Source organism: Hirschia litorea (assembly GCF_042665075.1).
Lineage (GTDB): Bacteria > Pseudomonadota > Alphaproteobacteria > Caulobacterales > Hyphomonadaceae > Hirschia > Hirschia litorea.
The window spans coordinates 121,549-138,709 of record NZ_JBHTBR010000009.1; the positions used below are offsets into that span (position 1 = coordinate 121,549).

A 17,161-nucleotide genomic window follows, 5' to 3' on the forward strand; every position below is an offset into this window, starting at 1 on the left:
CACCTATAGACCATGCCAAGCGTGTGTGATTCCCAATTGAGAAATGTATGAGTATCGTCGGTGTTAATGTCGAGAACGTCTCCAAGCGTTTGAAAACACAGCGTTTAAAAGCACTGTCGGATGCCGCGCGTCCAAATCTGTCTCACGAAGATGATGCTCTTGCCGCCAATGCAAATTTCACTATCGGGCAATGCTTGTTGGAGCAGGGCAAGGTGGGGCAAGCAGTTGAGTATCTGAAAACAGCCGCTCTAAAGGCAAGGCAGAATGCGCAATATCTTTGCTTACTGGCAAAAGCTGAATTGATGTTGCGCAATGATGCTCAAGCCCAAAAAGCGGCTCAGTCTGCCTTAGATGCTTGTACTGATACGGATGCTCACACACTGAATATCCTTGGATATGTGTTCTCTCGCTTGGGTAATCATCAAACGGCGCTTGGCCTTTTTGAGTGCGCCGTATCTTTGGCACCTAATATAATTGAGTTTCGCGACAATCTGGTGCGCACTTATGTATTCTTTGGTCGTAAAGAAGAAGCCATTATCCAGTTTGAGGCGATTTTAAAGCTCAATCCAGCTCATGGCAAAGCGCATTTGGGGATGGCCGAGTTAAAGACCTGGACCAAAGAGAGCAACCATATCCCGCGCCTGACAAAAGCTCTCACACAAACCAAAAGCAAGATTGAGCAAATCCGTATCCGTTTTGCTCTGGCAAAAGAGTGTGAGGATTTAAACCGGTCAAATGATGCATTTGATCATTTATATGCTGCAAACAAAGACTTCTTCGTTAGCGCCAAGTTTGACATTCAAAACGATTTGCAGCTCATGCAGTCTTTTCAGGATATTTACACAGACCAGCTGAAACAACAGCAATCCAGCATAGAGGAGGGGCCATTATTTGTTGTCGGTATTCCGCGTACAGGCACAACACTCGTGGACCGCATCTTAACTGCACATCCCCGCGTAGACGGCGCAGGTGAGTTGCAATCAATGCCCTTGGCGGTGAAGCAGGCATCTAAAACACATTCCAAAATTGTGCTTGATTTGGAGACAATCCAAAAAGCAGGCAATGCGTTTATAGAAGATGTTGGCCGCGCCTATATCGAGAATGCACGCTTATATTCGCACGTTCAAAACAGTAGTGTTTTTACAGATAAATTGCCGCTTAACTTTCTCTATGCCGGCTTTATTCTTAAAGCGCTTCCACGCGCTAAAATGGTGTGTTTGCGTCGCAATCCAATGGATACAGTTTGGAGCAATTACAAACACTTATTCGCAGGCGGCGCGCGCTATCACACATATTCCTATGATTTAATGAGTATCGCCAAATTCTATTTGGGATATCTGAAGATCACACAGTTTTGGCAACAAGAGTTTCCAGACCGTTTCCTGATAGTCGATTATGAAAACATTGTTGCAGATCAAAAAGCGCAAACTTCAAAATTGCTCAGTCATTGCGGGTTAAACTGGGAAGAGGGGTGTTTGGACTTTCATACCTCAACCAAAGCCGTAGCAACTCCCAGTGCCAGCCAAGTTCGCCAACCACTATATAATAACTCCATCGGAAAGTGGAAACGCTATGCTGACCAGCTAGAACCCGTCCGTGCCTTCTTTGAAGAGAAGGGGGTGGATGTTTAAAATTTCTGCGTATTGGCCTCAAGCCATGGTTTTAAATGTGCGAAGTCCATTTGTTTTTGATCAAAACGCGCATAAATGAACGAGATTATTTCATTTGGTCGCGCAGTGATGGTTTTGCCATTCAGACCTAAAAATAGATCAAGCGACATAAACGCTGTGCGTTTATTGCCATCAATAAAGGGATGGTTTTGAGACATGCTCTCCCAAAACGCGGCTGCTTCAGAGATTAAACCATCATAATAACCTGATTGTGGACGCGCTATTGCAGCTTCTAAGCCAGCTTGATCTCGAATGCCGAATGATCCCCCATAACGTTCAATCTGCACGTGATGGATATCAAGAATATCCTCTAGGTTTAGATAGTCATGACTCATTTAGCCAATTCTTTATACACATCGTCAAAGCGTTCAAAACTCTCGTTTTTAAGTGCATCTAGCTTTGCTTTGCGGGCGTTGGTTTCATCCATGGATTTGAGGCGGTTATATTCATCAATATCCAAAAGCACATGTGATTTATGCCCGTGCTTTTGTATGCCAATGGGGATTTTGCGGGCCTCATCAAGAAAACGTCCCGCATTATTTTGAAACTCCGTTGATGTCACAAACTTTAAATCCATGGTCGCCTCCTGTTAGAATGAACGCAGTAAATCCCTATTATAGCTAAAATAGCTAATATCAGCAACCAAACCTCCACACTCTCGCCATTATATGCAATTGTACTTTACGCTTATGTCATGCTTATGTGGCGTACGGGGTGGGAAGCTACATATGTTTAAACAATTTTCGATTCTAGGCGTTGTGCTTTTATATGTGTTTGGCATAGCTGCACACGCACAGCAGATTGCCGTTTCAGAACGCAATAATTTAAAATATGCATGTGAGGCGACATGGGAGATATCTGGTGTTGAAGTCGATGCTCGCTGGTGTCAGTGCAAGAATGATTATTACCTTGACCACATGACGGTGTCCGACTGGCTCAAATATAGTCGTGACTATTATGCCCTCAACAAGCTTGAGGGAATTCAATCTGAAGCCAACAGCTATACGCGCTATTTGCAATTGGCCGACAGTCATTGTCGCACCTGTAAAGAAGACAATTATAAAGGCTGTATCAAAGGCGAGACGCAGATTGATAAATATAAAGATCTTGCTGAAAACATCTCGACAGGTCAGTTCCAAAATGTCCGTAAAGACATGATGTATAAAGCTTTCTTCGCAGACTTTATCAAAGGCTATTCAGACCATTGCAGCGCCTATATTCGCGAGGGGATGGTTGAAACGCACATATATGAAGATCCTGTTTTAGGGACGGGTGGGTATCGCCGGGAAATCGAGATGACATTCTTCAATAGCTATATTCAATACAGCAAAGACCTCGCCAATAATTTCATGCTCGAAATCATAGGTAAGGCTTACAAGTCCGTCATGGAGCAAAACCCAATGGCGATGATGGAGATCGGCTTTGATATAGCAACGCGAGATGCCTTTATGTCCCAACATTTGGCCGGCAAATGTCAAACACCTAGAGTACGCGCACTTCATACAAACCTTGCCTTATTTGATCGTGGTTTACCTGCACAAATTGATCCGCGCGTCGTCAAAAAGGAATTGGCTTCAACCCGTGAAAAGCGCAATGAAATCTACGCTTACACTCAGAAGTCATACGAAAAAGCCGTCGCAGAATACGCACCTATACGCGATAAATACGAACCCAAATCGTGTCCGCGACAGCAAGATGAGGCCACCTATATCTCCACCCCGCGTAGCCCAGATGGCTATAATCTCAAAGATTTGGAGGGCAGTTGGCGTGGGACATTATTTGGCGAACCCGCAGAAATGGGTCTCTGGCATATTCAACACACGCCTGAATCGACGCCCACAGCCATTGGCGTTTTGTATCTAGCAGAGCGTAAATGCACATTGGGTTTGGGCTTTGATGTATATGGCAATCCCGCGCGCGCAACAATCAGCACCTACCATATGCACAGACAGCCGCTTAATTGCATGGACGTGATGCAAGGGGATTATGATAAAGGTGGCTTTACCGTATGGGGTGATTTTGCTGTCCAAAATGGCAAGCCGACATTCCTTTTTTCTCAGATAGATTATTTCCTAAAAGACGTGGCTGATTGTGATGGTCCATCCCCCAGCTTTGAGCGGGCAAAAGCTTCAGATGCTTTCAAACAAGCCATGCGCGATATTCTTGCGGCAAATGATCCAAACGTCTTTCCGCCCACACAGGAACAAGTTGAGAAAATCATCCACTAACGAAGGTGAGCGGAATTTTCAGACATAATTGCACACATACTGACAGTTTTGTGATTTCACGACTGCGCCAATAGTCTTTATGGGTTTGCTTAGCAAGTCTCACGCCTTCGGCTCGTCGAAGAAGGTGTCTTTCTGCTCCCATATTTAAGATGCAAGGTCACATTATGAGCTTCAAAATACAACATTCAGTTCTGAGCATTGTAAGTGCATTCTGTTTGTTTTCAGCGTTGAGTGCATGTGCAAGCCCACCAACACCTCTGGACACAAATATCTCTTATGACGCGTCATTGGAAAAATATGCGTACCCGTTTGCTGTCGAAGCATACCAGTTTGACTCTCAAGGGCAGACACTTGAAATGGCGTATATGTATTTGCCTGAAAGCCAGGCAGGCAAGGGCGTTGTGACGCTATTGCACGGCAAGAATTTTAACGGTGCTTATTGGGAAAAAACCGCAAATTATCTGCATGAATTGGGCTATGGTGTGTTGATACCGGACCAAATTGGTTTTGGAAAATCTTCAAAACCAACAGACTATCAATACTCTTTCCCAGCATTGGCGCATAATACAAAAATGCTGATGGATAGTTTAAACATTCAATCCTCGCACCTTATCGGCCATTCCATGGGCGGGATGCTCGCGTCCCGGTTCGCGTTGCTATATCCTAACAAAACACAGCAATTGACGCTTCTAAATCCGATTGGTTTGGAAAATTATCTGCACTATGTAGAGTATAAGGATGTAGATTTTTTCTATGCAAACGAGTTGAACCAACAGCCAGAGCAGATTGCAGCGTATCAGCAAAAGAACTATTATGACGGCGCGTGGAATGACACTTATGCTGCTTTAACTATTCCCCTTATAGGCTGGGTGAATGGACCAGATTGGCCGACACTGGCGATGGTCAATGCTCGTACATATGACATGATTTTTTCAGGTCCAGTGATCGAAGAGTTTGATGACTTTGAAATGCCCGTCACACTTATAATTGGTACACGTGACCGCACCGGACCGGGTAGAAACTGGATGCGAGCAGGCGTGGATTATGAATTGGGTCGTTACGACAAATTAGGCGCTCAAGTCAAAGCCCGTAATGCCAAAATAGATGTCATTGAGTTGGATGATCTAGGACATCTACCACATATTGAGAGCTTTGAGCGCTTCGAAAAAGCGCTTAATCAAACCTTGTTGGATTAGTTGTCTCTATCCTTACCCCCCGCAATTTTGCTTATTGTGGGGGAGGGATGCAGCAGACATAATCTGTGCTTGTGAAAAAACTTAAACGTTATATTATAACACTTCAAGCAGCTGAGCCTCGACACATTTTGTGGCGAAGAGCTCCACTGGAGGCCCTAATATGACACAAGATACAACCAAGCCGTCTAAGCCTGAATTTTTCAATCAGGAAATGGCCCAAAGCTATGATGATCGAAACAGCAAGTTTGGTGTCGTGAAAGACAATGTACATTTCCATGTGAATTTAGTGCTAGAAGATTTGCCAGATGATGCGCGTGTATTGTGTGTAGGGGCAGGGACGGGCATTGAGATAATTGCACTTTCGAGTCTGCATCCAAAATGGCGCTTTGTTGCGCTAGATCCTTCAAAGCCAATGCTGGATGTGTGTGCTAAGAATTTAGAAAACGCCAATATCACTGATAGGTGCGAGCTTATCCACGGATATGTGCAAGATGCGCCCAACAGCGTTGAATTTGATGCGGTAATCAGTCTTTTTGTGGCGCACTTTATCCCAGTTGAAGATCGGCCTTCTTATTATAAAAACATTCATGATCGCCTGAAAAAGGGGGCATGTTTTGTCTCAACAGAATTGAGCTTTGATCTTGATAGTGCAGAATTTCCGGCCATGTTGGAGAATTGGAAATCTATCCATAAACTTATGGGCGCAACACCTGAATCGCTGGAAGCACTACCTCAATCATTGCGCGATACTTTAAGCATTCTGTCACCCAAAACTACAGAAAGCTTACTCAAAGAAGCTGGATTTGGTTTGCCCGTTCAATACTTACAAAATTTCATGATACGCGGCTGGTATAGCGTGAAATAAACGATCCTTACCCGCTCACATACAAGGTGCGGGTGTGTGTGCCTGAACCTATTTAATCAGCCTGATATTTGAGCCACAACCCCTTGGGGCACGGGGACAGGCGTACTGGCGTAATCTGTATTCAGAACAAGGTTCGGGCTAGATGTCAGCGAGATTGTATTGGCAACGATCACAGTGAATTCTGAATGGTCGGCGACGGGGGTGACAGCATCAATGGAAAGGCGGCCTCGAGGTAAATATATTGTGCCAACGAGATATCGCGTAAATTCACTCGTGATGCGATGGATTGCGCCGAACGCATTATACTTGTCTTCAAAGAATAATAACCCCGCCATGACGCCGTCTTCCGGTGCGCTCAACGTCACTTTTGCATTGCTAGTGAATATGAAATAGGCATCTCGTCCCGTTAAGAAAAAGCCTACGCCTTCACCTGTTAGTTCAGCATTGGCTTCAACCTTTAGCGGCCCGTCTTTTAAGATATAAATACCCTTCGATAGGGTTACTTTTGCACTGCTGTTGATGGATAAGCCGCCGCAATACACACCGGGGTGAATTGTGATGGTCTTGTTGCCAATCTGATAATTGTTGAAATCACAGCCAGAGTAAGTTGGGTGAGGGCGGTTTGCCAATGGATTTGAGATTGTGGGGGCATCTGTGATGGGTAAGGGCGCAAAATTTTGCCGCATGCCTTGATATCCACCACTTGTGAATAGGTCTTCTGCGGTAATTTTAGCGTTTGATAGGCTGACTAATCCATAACTATGTTTGGAGTTTGAATAAATCGCACAGTTGGGAGCATAAAGGGATGCATTCGACTCAAGGCTGACCGTTTTCTCCACTGTCTCATTTAATCCGATGACACATATGTTTCCAGATTCGCCGGAAGCAATTGCGGTAGCAGAGGCGGTAATCGTTTCAGCCTTTATGAGCCTAAACGGTGTGACTTGTTTGAGCGGTGCGGATAAATTTACCCCTACAGTATTTGCTTGTAGGTCAACGTCCGGATTGACTGTAATGTTTTGATCGCGATCTTGAGAGGCGACATAGGCCGTCGCAACAGCTTCTATCTTTGCGGGATCATTAGATGTGATTGCAATTTCACTCGCAGCGGCGAGGGCTGAAATATCTGCCAGTGATTGCAATTCTTGTTTCTGATTGTTTACAAAAGCAAATTCCATCATGCCGCTGACCAAAAGAGTAAGCGCACCAAGGAATAACGCCATGAATATGGCCGTATTTCCCTGTTCGTTCATAGTAAAATTGTTAATAGAGTTGCTTCGCATGTTAAGCTGTTTAGGGGATAACTTTGAATAAAAGGTATGTCTTTACAGTGGCTTTTGCGAAAAATTTTACATTTTGTAAAATATCATCGCCAAACGGGCAAGATGTCCGGCCGTATGTGTATATTTCAATTGTTTAAGTAATATAGTTAAATCTACACGTTGAAATTGTATTGTGTTGATCGCCAAATATTCAAGAGTTCACTCTAATCTCACATTATAGACACCAACTTCACTGTGGGGACATGAAAAATGTTGGATTACCTCTTTAGTTTTGATGGCCGCATAGGGCGGGGTGGTTGGTGGCTGCGTGTCATGGTTATTCAGCCTGTGATAATGTCCATCGGTTTTCTCACAATGGGCTTGTTGTATGACAATGTGGGGCCAACTATGGCGCTACTTCCTTTTTTCACATTGATAGCCGGTATCGTCGCGGGCGTCTGGGTGAATATAGCTGCAGGTATACGCCGCTATCATGATCTAGGGCGGACATGGACAAATATTTTCGGCGTATTTATTCCTGTCATAGGTCCAATAATGGAGTTTTATAGCTGTGGTTTTAAAGCCGGTGATTTAGGGCCAAATACATTTGGTCATCCTCCCAAAAGTGCGTCTGGTGGAAGCACTATGCGCCCCCGGCACAGGCAGGGGGATAACTGGACAGAAAATATTGATTTTGGCGAACAGACACGCGTGTCTAATCGCCAAAATGGCAATAGCCTCGACTTCCTCAATTCAGACCCTAAGCAGGGGGCTAGCAAATCCCCATCAAACACACGTGGGAGCAGGTCAGGTGCAGGTACACACCAGAGCGGCTTTAAAGCCAAAGCACATTATGAAAAAAGCAAAACGCAAACCAATATGATTGAGAAAAATCCAACCTTCGGTGAGAGATTATCTGGAAAAACACAGCGTAAATCCTTTGGCAAGGCCAAGAAGATATTTTAAAACAGGTTGCTATAGAAGCTGACTAGGAGTGGGTGTCAGCTTAATCTTTCACGTCAATACCGCTCTGGAAACGCTATTAAAGAAGATGTGTCATCGGTGAGTTTAACTCTTTAAAACGCAAGCTATAAGGTCCAATAACCCCGATCGGGATTATTGGGTTTGTTTCTGGTGTGAAAAAGCAATTTCATCCCGAACGGGATTACTTTGTTTAAATTTGGTGAGAATATGCTATGATCACCCCGAAAGGGATGATTTATGAGCGAAGATGCAATCTCAAAACTTGGCGATATGGTCCGCAATGCACGCAAAGCGCAGGGGCTTACGCAAGAATCCCTCGCATCCATGTGCGGGGTTGGTATTCGTTTCATTCGTGAATTGGAGCAGGGGAAAGCATCCTGCCACATGGGGAAGGCGTTTCATGTGCTGACTATGTTGGGGCTTGATGTGCGCATTGATGGAGAAACGTTATGATGGATAAAATCCTCAACGTGTATCTCAATGCCGAATGTGTGGGAGAGCTATCACAAGACCAAGCCGGCAACCTGACTTTCAAATATGACGATGCCTATTTTGCTTCCGCAAGCCGGGGCATTTCTCTGTCATTACCCCTACAGGAACATACTCACCAAGGCCCGCATGTGGACGCGTTCTTCTCTGGGCTTTTACCTGATGAATCTGTGCGCGACAGGCTTGCCGCTTTTCTAGGTGTCTCCAAAGCAAATGCTTTTGCATTGCTAGAAATTGTGGGGGGTGATTGCGCAGGTGCCATCGCGCTTTATCCACGAGAAAGCACACTGCTCACACAAACACATGCTGACTATCAAGTGCTTGATGATAAAGCGCTTATTGAAGCATTGGATATGATTAAGCGCCGCCCCATGCTTGCTGGAGATGATGGCTATAGGCTTTCGCTCGCGGGTGCGCAGGATAAGCTCGCGGTTCGATTGCTTGAAGGAGGGGACGTCGCCATAATGAAGAATGGCGCGCCTAGCACGCACATTCTCAAGCCCATGATTGAGCGCGTCATTGATAGTGCTCACAATGAATTATTCTGCATGCGCCTTGCCCAAAACGTAGGCATAGACGTGCCAAATGTCAGCCTGCATCATGTGGGTGATCGGCCATATTATCTTGTGGAGCGCTATGATCGCACAATAAATGAAAATGGCCAGATAGCGCGCATTCACCAAGAAGATTTCTGTCAGGCATTGGGTATCGCGCCGACAATTAAATATCAGCGAGAAGGCGGGCCTGGCATAGATCAATGCTTGGATGTAATTAGGGCCCATACCGCACGACCCGCGCGTGATAATCTAAAATTCCTAGACATTGTTGTTTTCAACTTTCTTATCGGAAATGCAGACGCTCACGGTAAAAACGTCTCCTTGCTATACACTGGAAATAAGCCGGTCCTTGCGCCAGCTTATGATTTGCTGAGCACAGCCATTTATCCTGATCTTGCAGATAAAATGGCTATGAAAATTGGTGGGCATTATAAACCTAGAGACATATATTTGCTCAGCTTTTTAAAGCATGTGCCCGACACAAAATTGGCGCAAAACGCGATGACTAAGCGCATATATGCCATGAGCGACAAGGTTTTAGCAGAGTTTCCAAAACTCGTTGACGCGCTAAAGTTAGAAAATGTGAATTCTGATATTTTCGATGATATTTATAAAGTCGTGAAGTGGCGTGTAGAGCGACTTCGCACTTAACTACTCATTGGGCATAAGCCAAATTATGCAACAATAAACCAGCTAGATATATTCCGACCCCAAACACAAAATGGGAAGCAAAACTTTTTAGGCGCACAAGAGAAGGTTTGGGCATCTTACTGCCAGCTATTCCCATTCCAAAACACGGCTGCATGATAAAAAATGGAATAACAACTGTCGTCACACCTATAATAAGGGCAGGTAATAGCGTTGGATTAGCAAGCCATGCTTCACCCCATATCAGCACGACTGCACCCGCATATATAATTCCAATCACATAATGAGCTGTCCACCCGATAAAGGCTTCTCCAGATGTTTTGGAACTTTGCGCAATGCTTTCATGCGTAAATTGACCTTTCATCATATGGGTCATCCAGCGCCCCACAAGAGCAAAATTAAGCCCAGCAATATTAAAAGCGGTTTTCAAAAATATCGTCCAAAAATCCATAATCGCGGTCGCGCCAACGCCGATAAAAACCACATAAGGGATGAGCTTGATCGCATGGGGCAGGTCTTGTGTGTATTCTAACAAGGGAATCTCCTAAATCTTATATTATTAAGCAATTACAACATGTTATGTGTTGTTATTTGCTCTAAAAATTGTCTTTCCTTCATTTTTGTTTGTGTCATAATGCGCATCATACGACCTCAAGTTAACTTGAGGTCAAATGCTTTTTAGGAGACTTTGATGCTGGAGACTGCAAAGGTTGCAAAAATAACGGGCCTACCAGCTTCAACGCTTAGATATTATGAGGAAAAAGGGCTGATTAAATCAGTCGGGCGTAAAGGTTTAAGCCGCTTGTTTGAGCCGGATATCATTGAGCAATTAGAGTTCATCGCATTGGCGCGCATTGCGAGGTTTTCACTAAAAGATATTGCAGCAATGTTTTCTAGAAACGGCGCTTATCATGTCGATCGTCAATTGTTAAAAGAAAAAGCCAAAACACTTGATGATGAGATCAAACGCCTCACAGCAGTGCGTGATGGATTGCTTCATGTCTCAGACTGTATGGCATCTAGTCACAGCGAATGTCCAAGATTTCAAAAGCTTTTGCGCGTTGCTGCCAAGAAACAATCAAGAGACAAACACATACGGAATAAAGTTTGATTCTGTCCGAGTATGATTGAACGATAGTGTGTCATACTATCTTTAAATGTAGGAAGAAAAGCCCAGCAAAGCTGGGCTAAATCAAGTTATGTTTATAATAAATAAGGCTTATTTATTTCATTCAAATAGAAAAGCCCGTAAGCGCTGATACAGGGTGTGTGATGCATCCAACCCCAGGGCAGCTATTTCTTTTTCTGGCCCTTCTTGAGCCATGGAATATCGTTTCATCGATAGGCCGAATACTTCCCTATAGAATGAGAGAGACGTTTCCCTTGGAGTTTCTTCGTAAATTGCGATCGTTGCAACTAAGTACACAACTGCGTTCTCTAACGCTGCAATGCGAGCGGCGAGTGCTTTTTCATTATTCATGATATCCCCTTGATTAAAAAGGGAGTTATTCACATTAACCGCGGTCTTATGAGTTGGGCAAACCCTATCTTCGTATTCGTTCCCAAGCCAGTATTGTTCAGCTGAATATTGTTAAATCGAATAAAAGAGTACCCGCCTGTAGCGGGACGCTTTAGCATATCAATACTGTGACAAATGGCGAACAGACACGCCTAAAAAGAAACAGAAATTTTTTAGTGTTATACTGGCTCAGAGAAGCTCTGATACGAATGAGCTTCTCTGAGTTGTCAGAGCGCTTATTTAGGGGGATTTCGGCTCCATACCATCACACCCGTTCCATCCTTTGCATTTTCAAAAAAAGCAGCACGCATGGGAGATGCAAAATTGGGATCATCCAATTTGAGGGCCAAATACTGTGTTTCACCAGAATTAGATTCTTTAATCCAACCAGCGCCCAATTCACTTCCATCCGAAAAAACGCGATAATCAGGAGCATCTAAATTGGGTTTGTCTTTGACTGGTAAAATTTGAGCTTCGACATTTATCGACATGGTTCTAATTCTGCCAGTGTAAATGCCATCTTTTAGTGTAAAATGTCCTATTTGAGCCATGGTCTAATATCCTTGTGGTTGAGAGGTTGAATGAAGCTTTTTGCGAGCACGTTTAAATCCCAGGTCTGACTTTAGAAACGTATCGAGCATGGCAGGGATAAGTGTTTCTGGCTTTTCGTCATTTCCATAAGATTGCTGATATAAATGGGCATAATCTTTGAGAGCGAGAGCCAAATCCGGCTCTAAACTGATGCTCATTCGTACAGGCGTGCGGTCAGGTAATTTCTCTAAACGTAGAGGCATTTAGGTCTCCTTCAGTGATAGGGTTTCAAAATGATGTCTTGGGTGACAATGACGCGCAGTGGCCAACCGGGGCGTATTTTTATGGTTGGTTGGATCCCAAGCTGTTTATCAACAATTGTTTGTCCAGCTTGGTTGATTGTATCTGACGTCCCATTGCGAATAGCTCTAACAATATCGCTGTCATCATTTGCACCCAGTTCAGAACCTATTCCTAGCAAGGTAGCTAAACCTGCAGCTGCAAATACGCGGTCCCAATGATGATCTGTTTTATCTGATAAGCCAGAATAGCCTTGTTCATCCGCGCCAGGTGCCGAAATGATGATGGAGTGACCATCAGGAAAGAGAATTCGGTTCCAAATCACAAGTGCTCGGTTTTGACCAAAACTGACACTTGATTGGTATCGTCCCAAGAGACGTGCGCCTTGTGGGATAAGAATATGATGACCTGTAGCTGTGTCATACACCGGTTGGGTAATCTGTGCGATAATAGTTCCAGGAAGATCTGAATTAATCCCAGTTACCAAAGATGCTGGTATTAATGTGCCAGCCATAATTTGATAAGGAGAGGCGGGGACCTCTAGATTATGCCGATTATAAATGTCACTCCGAGGTGGCGCATCTGCAAACGCACTTTTTTCTTCCTGCAGATTACTATTGTACTGTCCTTTTAAGGCAGATCCAGCTTGAGGCATGCTAGATTTCGCAAGTGCCATGAGTTCTGAGCGCGTATCTAGCATAGCTTGATGCTGACTGCTTAAGGGGGATGTCGTTGACGATGTTTTACTTGATTTGGATTGAAGCTGGAAAAAAATAGGTGCTTTGCTTGCATCCTCAGCAAGTTTAGCTTGTCGCATACGCGCGGCGCGTTCAGCTTCATCTACTGGATTGGGTTTAAAACCATTTGGTGTCGTTGTGAGATAAGTGGGGTCTATACCTAAATCACGCTCTGCCGCTAATATGGTTGCGCCCAAATCTCCATTTAAAGGCGGACCTAGTTTGGGCACATCATTATACGTTCTGGGAAGTCGGGCTAAACCTTCTGGTTTACGTGTATTGGTGGTGTTATAAAGCTCGCGCCTTTGCGTTGGATCGATAGCCTTGGGAGGAGCGAGCGCGATATTCACGGCAAAAAAAAGCCCTATAGCACATACACCAGCTGCGAGTATTAAAACCTTGCGGTTTATGCGCGTGACAGGACGCGGCTTTGAGCGGATATTGAGTTTGTCTACATGCTCAGCAAAAGGGATGGGGTCAGACATTGGCTAACGTCCAAATAGGGCAGATAGGCTGCTGCGCGAAGAAGCGCGCTCAATTCGCACGATAGTTTGGCGCTTAGTACCAAGACGTAACTCGGCTGCGCGAAACAAGCGGTCTACAATATAGTAGTTATTCTTTATGCGGTAATTGACCAGTTCGGCATCACCTGTCTGCCCCACCACGAAAAGCGGGGGCATGTCTGACGTGTGAATATTTGCAGGCATTTGGATGAACACTTTCGTGCCATCATCAAAAACGCGGACAGGCTTCCAAGAGGGGCTATGACCAGACAGCTTATAATCAAAGTTCAAACCTTCGAGTGTAAGCCCGCTTTCTATTGTGTGAGCCTGTCGTTTCTGAGCGCGCTCATTCTTAGAGGTGAGCTCAGCTAAAGCATCCTGAGGATAACGCCAAGATAAAGCGGCCATATACCCCGATGAAACAGCCTCTAACTCAAGATGGTAGGTACGTTTATTCGTCGCAATCATCAAATTGGTACGTATGTCAGCGCTTATAGGTTTTACTAAAACATGCGCGCGCGATGTCGCGCCAGAGCCAGAGAGGGTGTCGCCTACAACCCAACGCACAGTGTCACCGGCTGAAACTGAAACCAGTTCCTCACCTATTTGCAGAGCGATATCTGTAATTTGCCCTGGACTAGCGTACAGGCGATAGAGGGCACCTTCTGTATAGGGGTAGATTTGTATAGCGTTGACATACCCGTCCACGGACGGCTCAATTAACGCATGCTTGCGGCCTTCTTTGATAGCTTCTTGCGGTGTAATTTTCTTTTTAGAAGGTGCCTGAGGGCCTATCTTTTTCATTTGCCCCGGCAAAGGTAACGCAACAGTTGTTTCTACAATTTTGACTGGGCGGGCTGTTGCATCTTCAAGCGGGCGCGCAGCAATAAAATCTTTTGGTGTGACAGGCTCAAGGTCTGTTGTTGCGCAAGCTGACACACATAAAACCAAAAGGGGCGGCATAAAGCGTGTGCAGTTCATTTTTGATCTCCTGTAACAAGGTCTTGGCCCCAATTGAGGCTGTGCAGATAGAGCCCGAGTGGATTAGCCCGCAGGGTGGCAGCTGTGTTGGGTGTTTTGTGAATGATGGAGAAGTTTCCGGTATATCGTTGCGCTAATGTGAGCGCGCCATTTTCGTACGTCTTCTCCAGCCAACGTGCCTGAAAACTATTCTCAGACACACGCACTACTGAAATAACATCTATGGTGCGCGATTTACGACCTACATCTGCGAATGGGTCATTATTGGCTGCATATTCATTAAGAGTGGTAGCGGCTTTATCGGTTACGAAATCATAAGCTTTAAGCCAGTTTTGCCGCACCACAACTGGATCAATTGAAAGGCCGCGTACATTCTCTATGAAGTTTGCCAAATGATGGGCTATCTGTGCGTCTGTTGGAATATAGGTGTCATTCGCGGGCGCAATCGCACGCGCAGCACCGGTCTCATCTACCTCGACAACATAGGGCGTAACGCTTGATTGCATGGAGCGCCATATTAATGCTCCCGAAGATAAGAAGCTTAGACCTAAACATCCTAAGGCCATAAGTCGCCAGTTTTTGGCTTGAACTCGCGCTGAACCAATACGTTCGTCCCAAATTTGTCCTGCTTTTTGATAGGGAGTTTCAGGAAAAGGGCTAGGTCCATACGAAGAAGTGGAGCGCTTGAACATTATTCATCCTTCGTCTGTAAGCTGGGGTTTGCACCTGATGCACCGCGATCTCCATCCCGTACGCTATGCATGACTGCGCTGCTGGCTTGACCAATACGTTGCTGGGTTTGGAAACGCTGAGCCCAATTATCTGATTGAGTATTGGAAGTGGCAGATTGAGGTGGAGGAGATCCACCTGTAGCACCCCAAACAGATTGACTGCCCTGATTGTAAGCCTGTTTGATACTATCAATAGGCTTTGAAGCTTGCTTTTGAAGGGCGTCGCCGCCAGCGCGTGCGATACCGCTAATGCCACCTGCAATGGCTTTGGCACCAGTCGTGCCTGAAGCAACAGACCCCAAAGTATAAGCTGTGCGTGCGGCACCTGTCATGGAGGCTCCAGCTTTTATAGCTGAGCTTGCACCAGATGCGGTTGCACCGACCATAGCACGACTGCCCATGCTTGCCACATATCCAGAAGCTGCAATACCAGCAGCAGCTCCTGCAGCGGATCCAGCGCCCAATTGTGGGGCTCCAGTTATAAGTCCTGCAGCGATACTCGGCGAAAATATTCCCATCCAGAAGAAAACTATTGAGGCAAGCACTGTCCCCATAACTTGAGCTAGGGTGATATCAGCCTCTGTTGAAAAGGCATCTGTAATACTCGCAAAGAGGTTTGAGCCAATGCCAATAATGACGGCTAAAACCATGAGTTTGATACCCGATGTCATGACATTACCTAACACACGTTCGGCTAAAAAACTGGTCTTATTCCAGAGTGCAAAAGGTATGAGAATAAAGCCGGCAAGTGTGGTGAGTTTAAATTCTAATATAGTTATGAAGAGCTGCACAGCTAAGATAAAGAAAGCCAATATGATAACAGCCCATGCCACAAACATTACAGCAATCAGTACAAAATTATGAAAGAAGCTAACTGGACCTAAAAGCTCAGAAATTTCCTCTAATAGTGGAGCTGCCGCCTCAAAACCTACATTTGCGATATAACCAGGGCGCAACAAGTCATCAGCAGTCATCGAACCACCACCAGCACGCAGACCAAGGCCTGCAAAACTGTCAAAAATGAGGGTGGCGAGTAGGGTGAAATTGCCGATAATGAAGGCAAAAAAGCCCACATATAGTATTTTTTTGATCAAGCTGCCAATGACATCCTGATTAGCAGATAATGCCCAAAATAGACCTGCCAATGTGATATCAATGACTATCAGTGTGCTGGATAGATACGCAACATCACCTGCGAGTAAGCCAAAACCTGAATCGATGTAGGTAATAAAAGTGGCTAGGAAGGTATCAATAACATCCATCAATTATCTCCTTCGATGAATGCTTTTGTGCGAGCGCGTCCGCGCTCAGCTTCTGCTAAATGGCGCGCATTTTCTAACACCTGAGCTCGGTAATGACCTGCCATGAGGTTTTGCATTTGAATAAGTTGTTGAGTTTGTAAGCCTTCAATCTGGTTACCCGCTTGAACAGCTTGAAGGTTACCGGATGCAGATTGGCTAGCAGAGATGAGTCGCTCTAAAGATGCGCTATCAACCCGCGTATTTTGAACCGTTTGTGCGGTTAACTCTAGGCTTTCTTTAAACGCGATGCGCGATTGTTGCCATCGAGCGCGTGCTTGAGCCACAAGGTCTGCTTGTGCTGGGGGCATATGTGTTTGATCTTCTGGATAAAGATCTTCATATTGCTTTTCAATCTCTTCTATGCGGTAGCCAATGCCATGCGCTTTTTGCGTTAATTCTTCAATTTTGGAGAGTCGATCTAAGATATCATGTTCAATGCTTTCAGGCAGGCTTTCTAAGTCTTTTGCCATATTTTCAAGCATTTTCACTTCATTTGCGAGTTGAACAATTTGGTTGATGACTTCTTCAACAGCCTGCACCAATTGTAGAATGCTTGAGATGTGATTTGCAGGATCATAGACGACCCATTGAGCTTTTGCGGGTAAGACAATTGATAGGGATGATGTCGCAAAGAATATGCTGGTAATAAGGCGTTTCAT

General features: G+C 45.0%; 20 protein-coding genes. 8 read left to right on the plus strand and 12 right to left on the minus strand.

The genetic code is table 11. The features are described from left to right. Positions 1-47: 47 nt before the first annotated feature. Positions 48-1,631: a tetratricopeptide repeat-containing sulfotransferase family protein gene (locus tag ACFQS8_RS15300; protein WP_382168993.1), complete on the plus strand. Its 1,584-nt coding sequence runs from the start codon at positions 48-50 to the stop codon at positions 1,629-1,631. Here ACFQS8_RS15300 and ACFQS8_RS15305 read toward each other — a convergent pair. After that, the gene (locus ACFQS8_RS15305; RefSeq protein ID WP_382168996.1) at positions 1,628-2,005 is read right to left on the minus strand and encodes a type II toxin-antitoxin system death-on-curing family toxin; all 378 of its coding nucleotides are present in this window, start codon (positions 2,003-2,005) and stop codon (positions 1,628-1,630) included. The two genes, ACFQS8_RS15300 and ACFQS8_RS15305, sit on opposite strands and share 4 nt — an antisense overlap. Beyond that, positions 2,002-2,247, minus strand: a complete 246-nt coding sequence (locus ACFQS8_RS15310) for a type II toxin-antitoxin system Phd/YefM family antitoxin (RefSeq protein ID WP_382168999.1) — start codon at positions 2,245-2,247, stop codon at positions 2,002-2,004. Before ACFQS8_RS15310 ends, ACFQS8_RS15305 begins: the two co-directional genes overlap by 4 nt. Before the next feature lie 151 nt (positions 2,248-2,398). Here ACFQS8_RS15310 and ACFQS8_RS15315 point away from each other — a divergent pair, with 151 nt between their 5' ends. The 3 genes from ACFQS8_RS15315 (at position 2,399) to ACFQS8_RS15325 (ending at position 5,959) form a co-directional block, all read left to right on the plus strand. Continuing rightward, complete coding sequence (locus ACFQS8_RS15315; protein ID WP_382169002.1) at positions 2,399-3,898, plus strand: hypothetical protein; 1,500 nt, start codon at positions 2,399-2,401, stop codon at positions 3,896-3,898. A 164-nt stretch (positions 3,899-4,062) separates the two neighbouring features. Next, positions 4,063-5,094 carry an alpha/beta fold hydrolase gene (locus ACFQS8_RS15320; protein WP_382169005.1) on the plus strand — a complete coding sequence of 344 codons (1,032 nt, stop codon included), beginning with the start codon at positions 4,063-4,065 and terminating at the stop codon, positions 5,092-5,094. Between the two features lie 160 nt (positions 5,095-5,254). Next, on the plus strand, positions 5,255-5,959 hold the full coding sequence (locus tag ACFQS8_RS15325) for a class I SAM-dependent methyltransferase (protein WP_382169007.1): 705 nt from the start codon (positions 5,255-5,257) through the stop codon (positions 5,957-5,959). 56 nt (positions 5,960-6,015) lie between these two features. Here ACFQS8_RS15325 and ACFQS8_RS15330 read toward each other — a convergent pair whose 3' ends face one another. Continuing rightward, positions 6,016-7,242: a TadE/TadG family type IV pilus assembly protein gene (locus tag ACFQS8_RS15330; RefSeq protein WP_382169010.1), complete on the minus strand. Its 1,227-nt coding sequence runs from the start codon at positions 7,240-7,242 to the stop codon at positions 6,016-6,018. A 249-nt stretch (positions 7,243-7,491) separates the two neighbouring features. Here ACFQS8_RS15330 and ACFQS8_RS15335 point away from each other — a divergent pair, with 249 nt between their 5' ends. The 3 genes from ACFQS8_RS15335 to ACFQS8_RS15345 all read left to right on the plus strand — a co-directional run bounded on the left by ACFQS8_RS15335 (position 7,492) and on the right by ACFQS8_RS15345 (position 9,902). After that, on the plus strand, positions 7,492-8,187 hold the full coding sequence (locus tag ACFQS8_RS15335; protein WP_382169013.1) for a DUF805 domain-containing protein: 696 nt from the start codon (positions 7,492-7,494) through the stop codon (positions 8,185-8,187). A 255-nt stretch (positions 8,188-8,442) separates the two neighbouring features. Next, entirely contained in the window at positions 8,443-8,658 is a 216-nt protein-coding gene (locus ACFQS8_RS15340; protein WP_382169016.1) for a type II toxin-antitoxin system Y4mF family antitoxin, read from the plus strand. Further along, positions 8,655-9,902: a type II toxin-antitoxin system HipA family toxin gene (locus ACFQS8_RS15345; RefSeq protein WP_382169019.1), complete on the plus strand. Its 1,248-nt coding sequence runs from the start codon at positions 8,655-8,657 to the stop codon at positions 9,900-9,902. Before ACFQS8_RS15340 ends, ACFQS8_RS15345 begins: the two co-directional genes overlap by 4 nt. 4 nt (positions 9,903-9,906) lie before the next feature. On the opposite strand, the gene ACFQS8_RS15350 is transcribed toward ACFQS8_RS15345, so the two are convergent. Beyond that, on the minus strand, positions 9,907-10,434 hold the full coding sequence (locus ACFQS8_RS15350) for a DUF2938 domain-containing protein (RefSeq protein WP_382169022.1): 528 nt from the start codon (positions 10,432-10,434) through the stop codon (positions 9,907-9,909). Between the two features lie 156 nt (positions 10,435-10,590). On the opposite strand from ACFQS8_RS15350, the gene ACFQS8_RS15355 reads away from it, so the two are divergent. Further along, positions 10,591-11,010, plus strand: coding sequence for a helix-turn-helix domain-containing protein (locus tag ACFQS8_RS15355; protein ID WP_382169024.1), 420 nt, complete (start codon positions 10,591-10,593; stop codon positions 11,008-11,010). Between the two features lie 117 nt (positions 11,011-11,127). On the opposite strand, the gene ACFQS8_RS15360 is transcribed toward ACFQS8_RS15355, so the two are convergent. The 8 genes from ACFQS8_RS15360 to trbJ all read right to left on the minus strand — a co-directional run bounded on the left by ACFQS8_RS15360 (position 11,128) and on the right by trbJ (position 17,161). Then, on the minus strand, positions 11,128-11,379 hold the full coding sequence (locus ACFQS8_RS15360) for a hypothetical protein (protein WP_382169026.1): 252 nt from the start codon (positions 11,377-11,379) through the stop codon (positions 11,128-11,130). Between the two features lie 275 nt (positions 11,380-11,654). Beyond that, entirely contained in the window at positions 11,655-11,969 is a 315-nt protein-coding gene (locus tag ACFQS8_RS15365) for a DUF736 domain-containing protein (protein ID WP_382169028.1), read from the minus strand. Positions 11,970-11,972: 3 nt separating this feature from the next. Next, the gene (locus ACFQS8_RS15370; protein WP_382169030.1) at positions 11,973-12,212 is read right to left on the minus strand and encodes a DUF2274 domain-containing protein; all 240 of its coding nucleotides are present in this window, start codon (positions 12,210-12,212) and stop codon (positions 11,973-11,975) included. Between the two features lie 11 nt (positions 12,213-12,223). Next, entirely contained in the window at positions 12,224-13,471 is a 1,248-nt protein-coding gene (locus ACFQS8_RS15375; RefSeq protein ID WP_382169032.1) for a TraB/TrbI/VirB10 family type IV secretion system protein, read from the minus strand. 3 nt (positions 13,472-13,474) lie between these two features. Then, complete coding sequence (gene trbG, locus ACFQS8_RS15380) at positions 13,475-14,470, minus strand: P-type conjugative transfer protein TrbG (RefSeq protein ID WP_382169034.1); 996 nt, start codon at positions 14,468-14,470, stop codon at positions 13,475-13,477. Continuing rightward, a complete protein-coding gene (trbF, locus tag ACFQS8_RS15385; protein WP_382169036.1) occupies positions 14,467-15,162 on the minus strand; it encodes a conjugal transfer protein TrbF in 696 nt (231 codons plus the stop codon). Before trbF ends, trbG begins: the two co-directional genes overlap by 4 nt. Beyond that, complete coding sequence (gene trbL, locus ACFQS8_RS15390) at positions 15,162-16,463, minus strand: P-type conjugative transfer protein TrbL (protein ID WP_382169037.1); 1,302 nt, start codon at positions 16,461-16,463, stop codon at positions 15,162-15,164. The genes trbF and trbL overlap by 1 nt, the downstream gene beginning before the upstream one ends. Beyond that, positions 16,463-17,161 (minus strand): P-type conjugative transfer protein TrbJ, encoded by a 699-nt coding sequence (gene trbJ / locus ACFQS8_RS15395; RefSeq protein ID WP_382169039.1) that lies wholly within the window; start codon positions 17,159-17,161, stop codon positions 16,463-16,465. The genes trbL and trbJ overlap by 1 nt, the downstream gene beginning before the upstream one ends.